This is a genomic window from Komagataeibacter melomenusus, from assembly GCF_013155395.1.
Taxonomy (GTDB): domain Bacteria; phylum Pseudomonadota; class Alphaproteobacteria; order Acetobacterales; family Acetobacteraceae; genus Komagataeibacter; species Komagataeibacter melomenusus.
The window spans coordinates 35,834-51,326 of record NZ_JABJWC010000018.1 but is presented as its reverse complement, the minus strand read 5'-3'; the positions used below and the strand labels follow the sequence as shown (position 1 = coordinate 51,326).

12 protein-coding genes are annotated in these 15,493 nt (G+C 67.2%); 7 read left to right on the top strand and 5 right to left on the bottom strand.

All coding sequences use genetic code 11. The features are described 5' to 3' along the window. Positions 1–37: 37 nt before the first annotated feature. Positions 38–2,287 (bottom strand): primosomal protein N', encoded by a 2,250-nt coding sequence (locus tag HNW77_RS08770; protein WP_172156978.1) that lies wholly within the window; start codon positions 2,285–2,287, stop codon positions 38–40. A gap of 194 nt (positions 2,288–2,481) precedes the next feature. On the opposite strand from HNW77_RS08770, the gene HNW77_RS08765 reads away from it, so the two are divergent. The 3 genes from HNW77_RS08765 to HNW77_RS08755 are packed head-to-tail and all read left to right on the top strand — an operon-like array spanning position 2,482 to position 5,402. Further along, complete coding sequence (locus HNW77_RS08765; RefSeq protein WP_172156976.1) at positions 2,482–3,474, top strand: tyrosine recombinase XerC; 993 nt, start codon at positions 2,482–2,484, stop codon at positions 3,472–3,474. Positions 3,475–3,486: 12 nt separating this feature from the next. Beyond that, complete coding sequence (pip, locus tag HNW77_RS08760) at positions 3,487–4,443, top strand: prolyl aminopeptidase (RefSeq protein WP_172156974.1); 957 nt, start codon at positions 3,487–3,489, stop codon at positions 4,441–4,443. 26 nt (positions 4,444–4,469) lie between these two features. Beyond that, positions 4,470–5,402, top strand: coding sequence for a retroviral-like aspartic protease family protein (locus tag HNW77_RS08755; protein WP_172157004.1), 933 nt, complete (start codon positions 4,470–4,472; stop codon positions 5,400–5,402). A gap of 36 nt (positions 5,403–5,438) precedes the next feature. Here the strand turns inward: HNW77_RS08755 and HNW77_RS08750 are convergent, their stop codons facing one another. Then, a complete protein-coding gene (locus tag HNW77_RS08750) occupies positions 5,439–5,885 on the bottom strand; it encodes a hypothetical protein (protein ID WP_172156972.1) in 447 nt (148 codons plus the stop codon). A 43-nt stretch (positions 5,886–5,928) separates the two neighbouring features. After that, positions 5,929–6,267 (bottom strand): P-II family nitrogen regulator, encoded by a 339-nt coding sequence (locus HNW77_RS08745; RefSeq protein WP_061274536.1) that lies wholly within the window; start codon positions 6,265–6,267, stop codon positions 5,929–5,931. Between the two features lie 204 nt (positions 6,268–6,471). Here HNW77_RS08745 and HNW77_RS08740 point away from each other — a divergent pair, with 204 nt between their 5' ends. From HNW77_RS08740 to HNW77_RS08725, 4 genes are all read left to right on the top strand, one after another. Beyond that, positions 6,472–7,704 carry a UbiH/UbiF/VisC/COQ6 family ubiquinone biosynthesis hydroxylase gene (locus tag HNW77_RS08740; RefSeq protein ID WP_172156970.1) on the top strand — a complete coding sequence of 411 codons (1,233 nt, stop codon included), beginning with the start codon at positions 6,472–6,474 and terminating at the stop codon, positions 7,702–7,704. Positions 7,705–7,844: 140 nt separating this feature from the next. Continuing rightward, the gene (gene cysE, locus HNW77_RS08735) at positions 7,845–8,621 is read left to right on the top strand and encodes a serine O-acetyltransferase (protein WP_236944685.1); all 777 of its coding nucleotides are present in this window, start codon (positions 7,845–7,847) and stop codon (positions 8,619–8,621) included. Beyond that, positions 8,621–9,877, top strand: coding sequence for a TIGR03862 family flavoprotein (locus HNW77_RS08730; RefSeq protein ID WP_172156966.1), 1,257 nt, complete (start codon positions 8,621–8,623; stop codon positions 9,875–9,877). Before cysE ends, HNW77_RS08730 begins: the two co-directional genes overlap by 1 nt. Further along, positions 9,874–11,370 carry an ATP-binding protein gene (locus HNW77_RS08725; protein WP_172157003.1) on the top strand — a complete coding sequence of 499 codons (1,497 nt, stop codon included), beginning with the start codon at positions 9,874–9,876 and terminating at the stop codon, positions 11,368–11,370. The genes HNW77_RS08730 and HNW77_RS08725 overlap by 4 nt, the downstream gene beginning before the upstream one ends. A gap of 103 nt (positions 11,371–11,473) precedes the next feature. On the opposite strand, the gene HNW77_RS08720 is transcribed toward HNW77_RS08725, so the two are convergent. Both HNW77_RS08720 and HNW77_RS08715 read right to left on the bottom strand, forming a co-directional pair. Continuing rightward, positions 11,474–12,151: a DUF1963 domain-containing protein gene (locus HNW77_RS08720; RefSeq protein ID WP_172156964.1), complete on the bottom strand. Its 678-nt coding sequence runs from the start codon at positions 12,149–12,151 to the stop codon at positions 11,474–11,476. A 238-nt stretch (positions 12,152–12,389) separates the two neighbouring features. Continuing rightward, positions 12,390–15,323: an Rne/Rng family ribonuclease gene (locus HNW77_RS08715; RefSeq protein WP_172156962.1), complete on the bottom strand. Its 2,934-nt coding sequence runs from the start codon at positions 15,321–15,323 to the stop codon at positions 12,390–12,392. Positions 15,324–15,493 lie beyond the last annotated feature (170 nt).

The window sequence follows — 15,493 nt, the reverse complement described above, 5'->3', positions numbered from 1 at the left end:
AAAAAGCTTCACCAAAAACTTTTATCTTTTTTCCTGTCTACAGGAACGAGACCGGATCGATATCCACGTCAATCCGCGCCCCGCGCTCGGGTTTCACGCGGCTGAGCCATTCGCGCATGATGGGCTGCACCGCAATGTTGCGCCGTGCGCGCAACAGCAGCCGATGGCGGTGCCGCCCGCGCAAAATGGCCAGGGGCGCCGGCGCGGGGCCAAGAACCTGCACGCCATCAAGGCGGGGTGCGTTCTGGCCAAGGGCGCGGGCTGTCAACTCGGCGGCATCGGGTGTTTCAGCACTTACGATCAGGGCGGCCAGCCTGCCATAAGGCGGCCAGAAGCCGGGGCGGCGTTGTTCGGCCTCCTGCTCCATGAAGCTGCCGAAATCACCTGAAACCAGCGCCTGCATGACCGGGTGGTCAGGCACGTAGCTCTGCAACAGCACCCGGCCCGGTGCTTCCGCGCGGCCCGCCCGGCCCGCGACCTGATGCAATAGTTGCACCGTGCGTTCGGAGGCCCGCAGGTCGCCGCCGCCAAGGCCGAGATCGGCATCGACAATGCCAACAAGCGTGAGATGCGGGAAGTGCCAGCCCTTGGCCACGATCTGGGTGCCGATCACAAGGTCCACCTCGCGCCGGGCAATGCGTTCGACCGCGGCGGCCGTGGCGGCCGGGCCGCTGAGCGTATCGCTCGCCATGACCAGAATCCGCGCATCGGGGAAGGTGGCGCGTGCCTCCTCCGTTATGCGTTCCACGCCGGGGCCGATGGGGGTCAGGCTGTCGGCATCGGCGCATTTGGGGCAGGTCTGGGGAATGGGCTCGTCATACCCGCAATGGTGGCAGGTCAGGATATGGCGGGCGCGATGCTCCACCAGCCAGGCCGTGCAGTTGGGGCACTGCATGCGGTGGCCGCAGGTGCGGCACAGCGTGAGCGGCGCGTAGCCCCGGCGGTTGAGGAACAGCATGGCCTGCTCGCCCCGGCCCACGGCCTCGTTGATTGCGCCGGTCAGCACGGGCGAGAGGAACAGCCCGCGCTCGGGCGGGTCGGCGCGCATGTCCAGCGTTTGTACCACCGGCATGGTGGCATTGCCGTGGCGGGCATTGAGCTTGAGGTGCCGGTAGCGGCCCGCCCCCACATTGGCCAGGCTTTCAAGGCTGGGGGTGGCCGAGACCAGCACGATGGGCGCTTTGCTCATGCGCGCGCGCACCACCGCCATGTCACGCGCGTGGTAGGTCACGCCATCTTCCTGCTTGAAGGCGGTCTCGTGCTCTTCATCAACGATGATCAGCCCAAGCTGGCTGAACGGCAGGAACAGCGCCGAGCGCGCGCCCACCACCACGCGGGCCGTGCCATCGGCTACCGACCGCCACGTGACCCGCCGCAGCCTTGCCCCAAGGTCGGAATGCCACAGCGCGGGCTCCGCGCCAAAGCGGCGGGCGAAGCGCCCGGTCCACTGTGCCGAGAGCGCGATTTCGGGCAGCAGCACCAGCGCCTGCCTGCCTGCCTCAAGGCAGGCGGCGATGGCCTCCATGTAGATCTCGGTCTTGCCTGATCCGGTCACCCCTTCCAGCAGGGTGATGGAAAAGCTGTCCTCATCCACCCTGGTCCGCAATTCGGTCGCCACCTCGGCCTGGTTGCCGCCCAGCGTGGGCGGGCAATGCGCCGGGTCGGGTGTGGCGAAGGGTGGCGGGGGCGTGATTTCAACCGCGCGCAGGGCACCGGCCTGCGCCAGGCCGCGAATCACGGCCGCCCCCACGCCCGCCCGGCGGGCGAGTTCGGCGGCGGGGAGCGGGGGGTTATTGCCTGCAATGTCCAGCACCTTCTGGCGCGCGGGTGTGAGCCGGAGGTCAGCGGGCAATGTCGGCGCAGGGCTGTAGCCCGTGCTGGGCTTGGGCAGCGCAGCCAGCGCATTGGCCCGCAGCGCCATGGCCAGCACCATGCCGGGTGGCGAGAGCGTATAGGCGGCCACCCAGTCCACGAACTGGCGCAGTTGTGCTGGCAGGGGCGGCAGGTCAAGGCGGGCGGCCACGGGCTTGAGGCGGCTGGTGGGCACCTCCTTTGGGGGGGGCGGCCTGAATTCGGGCGGCAGGTTGGGGGCGGCATCCCAGATCACGCCGGTTTCCGTGCGGCGGCCAAGCGGCACGGTCACGATATCACCGGGGCGGGCCTCGGCCAGGTGCTGCGGCAGCAGGTAGTCCAGCGGCCCGGCAAAGGGCAGGGTGAGCATGACCCGCACGCGCCCGTCAGGGGCGGGGGGCAGCAGGTCCGTCTGGGTAGGGTTGCGATGCGGCATGTGTTTTTCTACCGTCAGGCAGCGGCTGTGTCTTGTCCATCCGTAAGGCATGGCGCATCCATCGCCCCGATAAGATATGATTTTGAAACAGTGCATTGATTAAAAAGTGATAAAAGTTTTTGGGTGCCGCCTTTTTTCAAAAAGGTGGCGTTCTTCACCAAAACCTTTTTTCAGTCAGGCAAAGGGCAGGCGGCATGATGGCAACCGGGGCACGCGATGCCTTTTTGCAGTGGATGGAGACCGAACGCCGGGCCTCCCCCCTCACGCTTGCGGCCTATCGGGGCGATCTGGACCGTTTCCTGGCCTTCCTCATGGGGCATCTGGGCGCCGAGCCCGATCTGGGGGCGCTGGCAGGGCTTTCGCTGGCCGACCTGCGGGCCTGGCTGGCCCATGAGCATCACGCCGCCCTGACCGGCAGGCGCCCCACCACGCAGGACCGGGCCGCGCGCACGCGGGCACGGCGCGTTTCAGCGCTGCGCTCGTTCTATCGCTACCTTGCCCGCTACCATGGGGTGGACAATCCGGCCCCCGCCCTGCTGGCCACGCCGCGCACCCGCCGCCCGTTGCCCCGCCCGCTGCCCAGGCCCGATGCGTGCGAGGTGCCCCAGGGCGTGGCCGACATCGCCCACACCCCCATGGCGCAGGTGCGCGACGGGGCGCTGTTCCTGCTGCTGTACGGCTGCGGGCTGCGCATTTCAGAGGCGCTGGGGCTGGATGTGCGCGATTTTGATCAGGCCGCCAGCCTTGGCAACCCGGTGCAGGGCGATGGCGTGCTGCGCATTCGCGGCAAGGGCGGCAAGGAGCGCATGGTGCCGGTGCTGCCACAGGTCATGCAGGTATTGCGGCGGTGGCGCAATGCCCACCCGCTGCCCCAGCCCGATGCGCCGCTGTTCGTGGGGGTGCGCGGCGGGCGGCTGCAGGCGGGCATTGCCCAGCGCGCCATGCGCACGTGGCGGCATATGGCGGGCCTGCCCGAGCATGCAACTCCGCATGCGCTGCGGCATTCCTTTGCAACCCACCTGATGGAAGGCGGGGCCGACCTGCGCGTGATCCAGGACCTGCTTGGCCATGCCAGCCTGTCCACCACCCAGCGCTACACCCTGGCCGATGAAGCACGGCTGATGGATGTCTGGACACGCGCCCATCCGCATGCCACCACCGACACCCCGCCCGATACTGCCCCATGAACAGGAAAATCCATGCCTGAGCGGTTTGCCTACCCCCCCATCGACCCCTACGACCACGGCTGGCTTGATACGGGGGAGGGGCACCGCGTTTACTGGGAGCTGTGCGGCAACCCTGATGGCATTCCCGTCGTGTTCGTGCATGGCGGCCCCGGCGGCGGGTGCTCGGCCTTCCAGCGCCGTATGTTCGACCCCGCCCGCTACCGCATCCTGCTGTTCGACCAGCGCGGCTGTGGGCGTTCCACGCCACATGCCTCGCTCGAGCACAACACCACATGGCACCTCGTGGCCGATATGGAGCGCCTGCGCGTGCTCACGGGGGCACAACGGTGGATGGTGTTTGGCGGCTCATGGGGCTCCACCCTGGCGCTGGCCTATGCGCAGGCGCACCCCGATCAGGTCACGGCGCTGGTCATGCGCGGCATCTTTACCCTGCGCCGGGCGGAACTGCTGTGGTACTATCAGGAAGGCGCGTCATGGCTCTTCCCCGACCTGTGGGAGCAGTTCATCGCCCCCATCCCGCCCGAGGAGCGCGGCGACCTGATCACGGCCTATAACCGCCGCCTGACCGGCACCGACCACGACGCGCAGATGAAGGCCGCCATCGCCTGGAGCGTGTGGGAAGGGCGTACCATCACCCTGCACCCCGCGCCTGATACCATCACCCGGCATGGTGACCCGCGCTATGCGCTGGCCTTCTCGCGCATCGAAAATCATTATTTCATCAATGCCGGATGGCTGGAGGAGGGGCAGTTGATCCGCAACGTGGACCGCATCCGCCATATCCCCACCATCATCGTGCAGGGGCGCTATGACGTGGCCACCCCCATGCGCACGGCATGGGACCTGCACCGCGCCTGGCCGGAGGCGGATTTCCAGGTCATTGACATCGCCGGGCATGCCATGACCGAACCCGGCATTCTTGAAGCCCTGCTGGCCGCGACCGATGCCATGGCGGAGCGGCTGGGCTAGTGGCGGCCCGCAACGCCCTGCTGGCCATGGGGCTGGCCTGTGGCCTTGGCGTGGCCCATGATGCCGCGGCCGCCCCCGATGCCGCGCGCGCCGATACTGCGCGGCTATGCAACCATGAGCGCGTAGCCCAGGTGCCGCTGCGCAATGATGGGGGGTACCTCTCCATCGTCATCAGCATTGCAGGCCACAGCCTGAGCGCTCTGGTCGATACCGGCTCGGATGGCGGGCTGCTTACGCCCGAGATGGTGGGCTACCTGCGCCTGCGCCTCGACCCCGATCATGAAACGGTGGTGCATGGCACCGGCGGGGTGGCGCAGGCCACGCCCAACGCCATCGTGCCCGATCTGCGGGTGGGCGGGGTGGATTTTGGCGCACGCTCCGTGCCGGTGGGCGAACTGCCCGGCCAGCCCATGATCCAGCCGCCCGTGGCGGGGCTGCTTGGTGGTGATATCCTCTCGCGCTTCGATCTCGACATGGACGTGCCCGGCGGCACGCTCAGCCTGTGGAACATCCAGCACGGCTCGCTCGCCTGCGCGCCCCCGCCCGCGTGGGATGGCCCGTATGAAAGCCTGCCCCTGCGCAGGCAGGACAACCGCTTCCTGCTTGACGTAAAGCTTGATGGCAGGCCGGTCACCGCCCTGCTCGATAGCGGCGCGCGCTCGCGCATTGTCTCGCCCGACGTGGCGCACCGCGCCGGTGTGGCCCAGTCACAGCTTGAGCGCGACCCCGGCGGTGTCACCGCCAGCGTGGACGGGCACAAGGACATCTATCACTGGCACCGCTTTGACAGCCTTCAGGTGGGCCACGAACTGGAGCGCAATGTCACGCTCACCGTAGCGCCCCTGCGCGAGCATCTTGAAATGCTGCTGGGCTCAGACTGGTTTGCCACCCACAGGGTGTGGATATCCTACGCCACCAGCCAGGCCTTCGTCCGCCCCGCGCGCCAGCAGGGCGGGTAGGGCACGGGCCACCGGCAGGGCAGCCCGTGCGGGGCATCAGCCCTTGAGTCTGGCGTTGCACAGGCTGTAATAGCCGCCGCCCTTCTGGATCCAGCGCAGGCCGGCATTGGCATTGGTGGCCTTGTTGGCATTGTACTGGTCAAGGCAGGTGTGCATGCGGGCGGTGCCAGCGGCTTCCTTGCTGTATTTTTCAGCGATGGCCGTCGGCATGACGGCGGAGGTGGCGGCCTCAGGTGCCGCGGCCTTGCTGGCTGCCGGTGCGGAGGCCCTGGCGGCCTCGGGGGTGGTGGCTGCCGTGCCGGTATCGCACTGCGCGGCCTTGAATTGCTTGTAGGTCTGCGTGCCCAGCGTTCCGGCCGTGCGGGCCGCCGTGAATTTGGCGTGGCAGGACTTGGAGGTTTCACGCGCCTGGGCGGCCCCGGTGGAAAGGGCAAGCGCAACGGCGCAGGCGGCGGCGAGGGAGAGGCGGAGTGATGTGGCCATGGGGTCTGGTCAGTCCTGAAATGATGTATGGAAAATAGGGGGCTTACAGCGCGCTGTCGCCTGTCTCGCGCGTGCGGATGCGGATGACGCTGTCAAGCGGGGAGATGAATATCTTGCCATCGCCGATCTTGCCGGTGTGGGCGGCTTCCAGAATCGTCTCGACCGCCTGTTCCACAAGTTCGTCGGTCACGGCGACCTCGATCTTGATCTTGGGCAGGAAGCTGACATGGTATTCCGCCCCGCGATAGATTTCGGTCTGGCCCTTCTGGCGACCGAAGCCCTTGACTTCCGATACGGTCAGCCCCTGAATCCCCAGCGGGGTCAGGGCCTCACGCACATCGTCGAGCTTGAAAGGCTTGATGATGGCTGTGACAAGCTTCATCGCACCGCGTCTCCATTCTTGCTGTTCCGGCCGGTTGACCGTGGGTGAAGTAAGGTAACCGCTCCGTCTATACCCCGATCGGATGATCCATGTCATCCGCCTTCGCGCCGTGCATATGGCAAGCGTGCTTGTGCGTTACCCCCGGTGGGGAGTAAATCCGTGTGGCCTGCCCCGTTGCCCGGGGGGCCCAGAACAGGAAACGAGATGACCGCGAACATGACAGCCACCGCCATGCCCGAAGCCCTTGGGGTTGATGTCTGCATCGTGGGGGCGGGTCCGGTTGGCGCCACGCTGGCCTGCCGCCTGGCAGCAGCGGGCCTGCAGGTCGCGATCATCGACCGCGCGGCCCTGCCGCCCATGGAGCACCCGGCCTTCGATGGTCGCGCCTATGCCATTGCCGCAGGCTCGCGCCGCCTGCTCGAGGAGGCGGGCGTATGGGCCCGCCTGCCCATGGAGTCGTGCGATATCAACGAGATCCGCGTGACCGATGGCCGTCCCGGCCAGCCGCCTTCGCCCCTGTTCCTTGAATTTGGCCGTGCCGATGCCGACCAGCCCTTCGGCGCGATGATCGAGGCGCGCGCCCTGCGCGTGGCGCTCAATGCTGCCCTTCACGCAACGCCGGGGCTGCATGTCTTCGCCCCCGATGAAGGCCGCGTGACCCGCACGCCCGAAGGGGCGGTGATCCATACCACCAGCGGCCGCACCATCAACGCCCGCCTCGTGGTGGCAGCCGAGGGGCGGCGCAGCCCGCTGCGCGAGCAGGCCCGCATCACGGTTACCCGCATGCCCTACAACCAGTGTGGCATCGTGTGCGCCGTGGCCCACGAATTCCCGCATGAAGGTCGCGCGCTGGAGCATTTCCTGCCCGCAGGCCCCTTTGCCCAGTTGCCCATGGCGGGTAACGCGCAGCATCCCAACCTCTCCGCCCTGGTCTGGACCGAGAGCGAGAAGGTGGCCCACCGCCTGGCCGACCTGCCACATGAGGCCTTTGCCCATGAGATCCGCCGCCGCATGGGCGATGACTGGCTGGGCGCCGTGACTCCTGTGGGGCGGCGCTGGGTCTATCCGCTTTCCGCGCAGTACGCGCAGCGTTACATTGATGCGCGTCTGGCGCTGGTGGGCGACGCCGCCCACGGCATCCACCCGATTGCGGGCCAGGGGCTCAACCTTGGCTTCCGTGACGTGATCGCCATGGCCGACATCCTGGCGCAGGTGCATGCGGCGGGTGGCGATGTGGGCGCGCCCGACGTGCTGCGTCGCTACCAGGCGCGCTGCAGGCCGGCCAACATGCTCATGCTGGCGGCCACCGATGCGCTCGAGCGCCTGTTTGGCAACGATAACCCCGTGCTGCGCCTGGCGCGTGACGTGGGGCTGGCCACCGTCAACCGCATCACACCGCTGCGCCGCAGCTTTGCCCGGCACGCCATGGGGCTGTGAACGCCTGCCTGCCAGTCATATGACAACCGCCCATCGGACGGAACGGACCGATCATGCCTGAAAACCCGCCTGCCGCCCTTTCACGCCAGGACCGTGCCAGTCCCGTGCTGCCCCCCACGCTGGGGCCGGTCGATCCCGCCATGCTGTGGCGCGAGATCGTAAGCGGCGCGTGTGGCTGCAATGACCCGCTGGTCAAGGGGCTGCTGGCCACGGGCATCCGCAATCACGGCTCCTTTCGCGGCGCGCTGGCCGCCCTGCTCGGGCGCAAGCTTGGCGACCGCTCGGTAGCCGATGACGCGCTGGCCGAACTGGTGACGGAGGTGTTCGAGGCCGACCCCGACATCGTCAACGCCGCCGCCGCCGACCTCGTGGCCATCCGCGAGCGCGATCCGGCCACGGCGGAATACGTAACGCCCTTCCTGTTCTTCAAGGGCTACCATGCCGTGCAGAGCCACCGCGTGGCGCACTGGCTGTGGCATAACGGGCGCGGCTATCTGGCGCTGCACCTGCAGAGTCGCTGCTCCGAACTGTTCGGGGTTGATATCCACCCCGCCGCCCGGCTGGGGCGGCGGGTGCTGTTCGACCACGGCACGGGCATCGTCATTGGCGAGACCTCGGTGCTGGAGGATGACGTGTCGCTGCTGCAGGGCGTAACCCTTGGCGGCACCGGCAAGAACGTGGGCGACCGCCACCCCAAGGTGCGCCGCGGCGTGCTGATCGGGGCCGGGGCCACCATCCTGGGCAATATCGAGATTGGCGAGGGGGCCAAGGTGGGGGCGGGGTCCATCGTGCTGGAATCCGTCTCGCCCTACACCACGGTGGTGGGCAACCCGGCCCGCGTGGTCGGCACGCGCCATTCCAGCCTGCCCGCCTTCACCATGGACCAGATGCTTCCGCCGATCGATTACATCATCTGATGACCGAATTCGTTTTCCGGCCGCATGTGGCCATTATTGGCGGTGGCCCGGCGGGCCTTGCCGCAGCCGAGATCCTGTCCGGGCGGGGCTGTGCGGTCAGCGTGGTCGAGCAGATGCCCACCATGGGCCGCAAGCTGCTCATGGCCGGGCGCGGCGGGCTGAACCTCACCCATTCCGAGGATATGGCAGCCTTTGGCGCCCGCTATGGCGCGGCCGCGCCCATGATGCAGGCGGCCCTGACCGCCTTCAGCCCCGCTGACATGATGAAATGGGCCGAAGGGCTGGGGCAGCCATGTTTTACCGGCAGCAGCGGGCGGGTGTTTCCGCGCGCCATGAAGGCGTCCCCCCTGCTGCGCGCATGGCTTGAGCGGCTGGCCGCGCGTGGGGTGCGCCTGCTCACCCGCCACCGCTGGCAGGGCTGGGATGAGGCGGGCCGCCTGCGCGTGTCCGGTCCCGGCGGGGCGGCGTGCTGGCGGGTTGATGCCACCGTGCTGGCCATGGGCGGGGCAAGCTGGGCGCGGCTGGGGTCGGATGGCGCATGGCGCGGGCGCCTTGAGGGGCTTGGAGTGGATGTAACACCCTTCGCGCCCGCCAATTGCGGGTTTGTTACCGGGTGGAGTCCGGCCTTTCGCGAGCGGTTTGCAGGCACGCCGCTGCGCGGCATCGGCCTTGCGCTGGAAAATGGGCCAGGCACGCGCAGCGAGGCGGTGGTGACCGAGACGGGAATCGAGGGCGGCGCGGTCTATGCGCTTTCAGCCGCCATTCGCGAGCGGATTGCCCGCACCGGCCATGCGCGCCTGCTCATTGACCTGCGCCCGGCCCTTGATCCCGTCGGGATCGCCACCCGCATCGCCCGCGTGCGGGCGCGTGAGAGCCTGTCCAACACGTTGCGCAAGGCGCTGAAGCTTTCCCCCGTTGCGGTGGCGCTGATGCGTGAAGGTGGTGATGGTCCGCTGCCGCGCGCGCCACAGGCCCTGGCGGCCCGGGTCAAGGCCGTGCCGGTTGATGTATGCGCTCCTGAAGCACTGGACCGCGCCATATCGGTGGCCGGTGGCGTTGCGTGGTCTGCACTTGATGCGCATTTCATGCTCCGGGCCTTGCCCGGCGTGTTTGCCGCAGGCGAGATGCTGGACTGGGAAGCCCCCACCGGCGGCTACCTGCTGCAGGGCTGCATGGCCACGGGCCGCATGGCGGGCGAGGGCGCATGGGCGTGGTTGCAGGACTCGCGGCGCGAGCGGTATCCGTCAGCGCCATGAGTGTTGCAATCACGATAGGCGAGCGGCGCGGGGCGGTTGCGGGCGATGGCCCGGTGACGATGGACCTGGCCGAACTGCTCTCCACCCGCCTGCTGGTGCAGGGCAATTCCGGCTCGGGCAAGTCGCACCTGCTTCGTCGCCTGCTGGAACAGTCGGCGCGCATGGTGCAGCAGGCCATCATCGACCCCGAGGGTGATTTTGTCAGCCTGGCCGAGCGCTTCGGCCATCTGGTCATTGATGCCGCCGAGCACACCGAGGCGGCCTTGCAGGCGGCAGGCGAGCGCATGCGCATGCACCGCGCCTCGGTCATCCTGAACCTTGAGGGCGTGGATGCCGATGTGCAGATGCGCCGCGCTGCCGCCTTCCTTGGCGGCATGTTCGAGGTGCCGCGCGATTACTGGTACCCCGTGCTGGTGGTGGTGGATGAAGCCCAGCTCTTTGCGCCAGCGGCGGCGGGCGAGGTGTCGGATGAGGCGCGTCGGGCCTCGCTTGGCGCCATGACCAATCTCATGTGCCGTGGCCGCAAGCGCGGGCTGGCAGGCGTGATCGCCACGCAGCGCCTGGCCAAGCTGGCCAAGAATGTCGCGGCCGAAGCCTCGAACTTCCTCATGGGCCGCACCTTCCTTGATATCGACATGATGCGTGCGGCTGACCTGCTGGGTATGGAGCGGCGGCAGGCCGAGAGCTTCCGTGACCTTGAGCGCGGCTATTTCGTAGCCCTCGGCCCCGCCGTGTGCCGCAGGCCGCTTGCGGTGAAAATTGGCCCGGTCGAGACCGAAAGCCGCTCGGCTGGCCCCACGCTGATGCCCTTCGAGCCGGTGCCTGCGGGCGACGAGATCCGTGAACTGATCCTGACCCCGGTGCCCGAGCGTGAACTGCCCGCCCGCCCGCCGCGCAGCATCAATCCGCCGCCTGATATCCTCTCGCAACTCGCAGCCCATGCCGAGACCGCGACGCTGGAGGCCGAAACCGCAGCACCCGAAGCCCCGCCGGTGGATGCGGCAGCGCTCCGGCTGCGCTTTATCGACATCCTGACCGACATATTGCGTGATGAGGATGCCGGTTTCCGCCCGGTGCATGTGCTGTATCAGGATTTTCTGGTGCGCTGCCGGATCGAGGGCATGGGGCGTGACGCGCTCGACATGCCGCGCTTCCGCCGCCTGCTGGCCGTTGCCCGCGCGGGCGTGGATGCCACCACGGTGGAAAGCGAGGACTGGCGGCAGGCCGAGCAGATGGCTGCCGTGTTGCCCGATGACATACAGGGCATCTTCCTGCTCATTGCGCGGGCGGCACTGCATGGGGAGCCTTGCCCGTCCGACAGCCTGATTGCGCGGACTTACGGCACCCACTCGCTTGGCCGCGCCCGGCGGCAGCTTGCCTATCTTGAAGAGCAGAACATGATCGTGCTGCGCCATGACGGGCTTGGCCGCCGCAGTGCCGCGATTATCGGTCCCGGCTGGGAAACCGCGCCCGCCTTGCCTGAAGGCGCTTGATCATAAAGAAGTTTTTGGTGAAGCTTCTTTCAAAAAGCTTCGAAAGACGCTGCCTTTCTTAAAAAAGGCAGCACCCGAAAACGTTTATTGCAGCGCGTGCCTGTCAGTAAAACTCGCACGCCCAGCGCCACGTCCCATCGGGCGCGCGGAAGAAATAGGCGATCCCGGCATCAACCCAGGCCAGGTGGACCTTTTCCTCCGAGCCGATCTGGAACACGAAATCCTCCACCCCCACGTCAGACTGCACCACGGTCGGGTAGCCGCCCACCTTGGTCTGGTCATAGCGCTGGAAATCATCGTAGAACGCCTTTTCTGCCTCTTCATCGTCATCGAGGGCGCGCATGTTGAGCAGGGCACAGGCTCCTTCCCAGTAGGGCGCGTCATCCTCAACGCGCGTCCAGCGGATGGGGAAGGGCTTGAAGTCGTGTGTAGCCTCGGGCAGCGGCACCAAGCCGTTGGTGGACGTATATTCACGGATCAGCCAGCCCTCGCCATGGGGCTTGTCGAAGGGCAGGTCCTCCATGTCCAGGAACACGACAATAAGGGCCAGATGGGCCAGTTGTTCTGGCACGTAAGGCAGTTCATCAATACGGATCTGGAGGATCGGGATCATGGGCCTGCCGTTCCATTGTGGCAGGTTTTCACCCGGCTGGCCCACGGCCCGGCAGAACCATGACGTGACCGGGTCGGATGGCGGGCGGAAGCCGCCTGCGGTTGCGACTGACGCCGGGCGCAGCAGGGTGCGAAGCTGGTCAAGGCATTTGCGGGCGGCTGGGGTCATGGTTATTCCAGTCCTTTAACTTGTACAGTTTCTACAGGAATAGGGTTATTGTACACCAATAATAAAATAAAAAAAGTTTTTGGGTGCTGCCTTTTTTCAAAAAGGCGGCGTTCTTTCGAAGGTTTTTGAAAAAAGCTTTACCAAAAACTTTTGATGAAAACAGAATTCATTCGAACAATAAAAAACCTGCCTTCTTGCGAAGGCAGGTTTTCTACTTGGTCAGTCAGTCACGCTGCACTCAGCGCTTCCACCAGCCCGTGCGGCGGCGGGGTGTCGCTTCCGCTTCGGTCGATGCGGCAGGTTCAGCCGCCTCATCCGTTGCCGGTTCCGCTGCGTCTTCCGCCTTCTTGCGGCGGCGCGTGCGGGTGGCTGTCGCCGTGGTGGTGGCAGCCTTGCGGGTGGTGGCCCGCTTGCGCGGCGCAGGCTTGGCCGGTGCGGCTTCCACTGGCTCGGCAACCACTTCCGCCGGGGCCTCTGCTGCCTCGGTGGCGGCAGGCTCGGCCTTCTTGCGGCGTGCCGGGGCACGGCGGCGCTTGGGGGCTTCCTCCGCAGCCGGGGCTTCGGCTTCCGCTTTCACAGGGGCTTCTGCCGTGGCCTCGGCAGCCTCATCCGCCTTGGCAGCCGTCTTGCGGGTGGTGCGGCGGCGCGTGGTGGCCGTCGTCGTGCCCGTGCTCCGGCTGGCCGCACGCTTGCGCGCGGGTTTGGCGGGTGCGGCTTCCGCAGCGGGTGCGGCCTCTTCCGCTGCGCTTGCGGCTGCTGCCTCGACCGGGGTTTCCTCCGGCGTCTTGGCGGCGGCCTTGGTGCGGCGGGTGCGCGTGGTGGTGGTTGTGCTGCTCGCGCGGCGGCGGCGCGGCTTGGGCGCTTCCTCCACGGGTTCGGCCACGGCTTCCACAACCACCGGCTCGGCAGGGGTGGCTTCCACTTCCACAACGGTGGCTTCGGGCTCCGGCGCGCTTGCTTCGGCTTCCGCCCCGGCCTGCGGGGCCTCGGCGGTGGCTTCCGTTTCCACCGGGGTGCGGCGGCGCGTGCGGCGGCGGCGGCGCGGCCTGGGCGCTTCCTCTTCTTCCGCCACGGCAACGACCGCAGGCTCGGCTTCCACAACCTCTTCCACGATCTCGGCAGGCGCCGTGGTCTGCTCGATCACGTCAAAGATGTCGATGATCGGGTCACCATACGGATCAGCCGGGGTGGGGCCGCGATAGGCTTCATGCGCGGGAGCAGGCACGGGGGCCGGTTCCACGGCGGTGGGCTGCTGCGGCGTCTCGGTCGTCTGCTCGGGCGTGGTGGCCGCCGAACCGCGACGGCGACGACGGCGACGGCGGCGGCGGTGGTCGGTGCCCGAGGCGATATCCTCGTCCTCTTCCGTGCTGGCCGGGGCTTCCGGGGTTGTTTCGGCGACCGGCGGCTCGGCCTGGATCTGGATCTCGCGCACATGGCTGGTTTCAGCCGGGGCATGCGCGATGGCGGCCGGGGCCTCGAAGCGGGCCGTCTGCTGGCGCACGCGCTCGATCTTGCACTCGGGCGGCTGGAGCGTGGCATCAGGCGCGAACACGACCTGCATCTTGTGCCGCGTCTCGATTTCCGAAAGCCAGGCGCGCTTGTTGTTGAGGATGTAGAACGCAACCTCGGGTGCCACCTGCACGGTAATTTCCGCGGCCTTGCGCTGCATGCCCTCGTCCTCGATCGCGCGCAGCACGTGCAGCGACGAGCTTTCGATCCCGCGCACGATGCCGGTGCCCTGGCAGTGCGGGCAGGGCATGAAGGCGGATTCGGCAATGGAGGGGCGCAGGCGCTGGCGCGACATTTCCAGCAGGCCGAAATGCGAGATCTGGCCTACCTGGATGCGCGCGCGGTCGGTGCGCAGGGCATCCTTGAGCTTGCGCTCGACCATGCCGTTATGCTTGCGGCTTTCCATGTCGATGAAGTCGATCACGATCAGCCCGGCCAGGTCACGCAGGCGGAGCTGGCGGGCGACTTCCTCGGCGGCTTCGAGGTTGGTGCGCAGCGCCGTTTCCTCGATGTTGCGCTCACGCGTGGCGCGGCCCGAGTTCACGTCGATCGCGACCAGCGCCTCGGTCTGGTTGATGACCAGGTAGCCACCCGACTTGAGCTGCACGGAAGGCGAGAGCATGGAATCGAGCAGCCCCTCCACCTTGTAGTGCGAGAACAGGGTCTGCTCGTGGTCCTGCCACAGGCGCACCTTCTGCGCGTTCTGGGGCATGAGCATGCGCATGAACTCGCGCGCCGACTTCCAGCCCGGCTCGCCATCGATCAGGATCTCGCTCACCTCACGCGTGTAGATATCGCGGATGGCGCGCTTGATCAGGCTCGCTTCCTCATAGATCAGGGCGGGGGCGACGGATTCCAGCGTGTGCTGGCGGATGTCATCCCACAGGCGCAGCAGGTACTCGCAATCGCGCATGATCTCGGCGCGCGGGCGCTGGGCGCCGGCGGTGCGCACGATCATGGCCATGCCGCGGGGGATCGAAAGCTCGGTGATGATGTCACGCAGGCGGCGGCGGTCGGCCACCGAGGTGATCTTGCGCGAAACCCCGCCACCACGCAGCGAGTTGGGCATGAGCACGCAGTAGCGGCCCGCCAGCGAGACATAGGTGGTCAGCGCCGCACCCTTGTTGCCGCGCTCTTCCTTGACCACCTGCACGAGCAGGATCTGGCGGCGGCGGATGACTTCCTGAATCTTGTAGTTGCGCAGGAAGCGGGCGATGCGGCGCTGGGCCTGGGCCTCGTCACCGGTATCGTTCTCGCCGCCTACGGTCTCGGGCTCGTCGCCTTCATCGCCCGCGGGGGTTTCGGCCTCGTCCTCGGCGCGGGGGGCGTCTTCTTCCTCGTCATCACGCGCGCGGCGTTCTTCTTCCGCGCGGCGTTCCTCCTCCTGCAGCGCGAGCAGCTTTTCGCGGTCGGCTACGGGGATCTGGTAATAATCGGGGTGGATTTCGCTGAAGGCGAGAAAGCCGTGGCGGTTGCCGCCATAATCCACGAACGCAGCCTGAAGGCTGGGTTCTACACGGATAACCTTGGCGAGGTAGATGTTGCCCTTGAGCTGCTTCTTGGAAGCGGCTTCGACATCGTAGTCCTCAAGGTGGTTACCATCCATCACGACCACGCGGGTTTCTTCCGCGTGGGTCGTGTCGATCAGCATGCGTTTGCTCATAAATAGGCGCACTCCGGTGTGTCACGCTCCGGCATCCGGGCTGCGCGCGAGTCGTGGCGGCAGGAAGGGCGGGGGAGCGGACAAAAGCATGATTGAAAAAGCCGTGACTGAAACCGGACGGGAGACCACCGCGCCCTGCGCGGGCGGACAGGCCATGGGCTGCGAGCGGA

Bases quoted from the DNA above. Each gene is read 5' to 3' on its own strand.
- HNW77_RS08770 (WP_172156978.1), bottom strand. From the start codon at position 2,287: ATGCCGCATCGCAACCCTACCCAGACGGACCTGCTGCCCCCCGCCCCT.
- HNW77_RS08765 (WP_172156976.1), top strand. From the start codon at position 2,482: ATGATGGCAACCGGGGCACGCGATGCCTTTTTGCAGTGGATGGAGACC.
- pip (WP_172156974.1), top strand. From the start codon at position 3,487: ATGCCTGAGCGGTTTGCCTACCCCCCCATCGACCCCTACGACCACGGC.
- HNW77_RS08755 (WP_172157004.1), top strand. From the start codon at position 4,470: ATGGGGCTGGCCTGTGGCCTTGGCGTGGCCCATGATGCCGCGGCCGCC.
- HNW77_RS08750 (WP_172156972.1), bottom strand. From the start codon at position 5,885: ATGGCCACATCACTCCGCCTCTCCCTCGCCGCCGCCTGCGCCGTTGCG.
- HNW77_RS08745 (WP_061274536.1), bottom strand. From the start codon at position 6,267: ATGAAGCTTGTCACAGCCATCATCAAGCCTTTCAAGCTCGACGATGTG.
- HNW77_RS08740 (WP_172156970.1), top strand. From the start codon at position 6,472: ATGACCGCGAACATGACAGCCACCGCCATGCCCGAAGCCCTTGGGGTT.
- cysE (WP_236944685.1), top strand. From the start codon at position 7,845: ATGCTGTGGCGCGAGATCGTAAGCGGCGCGTGTGGCTGCAATGACCCG.
- HNW77_RS08730 (WP_172156966.1), top strand. From the start codon at position 8,621: ATGACCGAATTCGTTTTCCGGCCGCATGTGGCCATTATTGGCGGTGGC.
- HNW77_RS08725 (WP_172157003.1), top strand. From the start codon at position 9,874: ATGAGTGTTGCAATCACGATAGGCGAGCGGCGCGGGGCGGTTGCGGGC.
- HNW77_RS08720 (WP_172156964.1), bottom strand. From the start codon at position 12,151: ATGACCCCAGCCGCCCGCAAATGCCTTGACCAGCTTCGCACCCTGCTG.
- HNW77_RS08715 (WP_172156962.1), bottom strand. From the start codon at position 15,323: ATGAGCAAACGCATGCTGATCGACACGACCCACGCGGAAGAAACCCGC.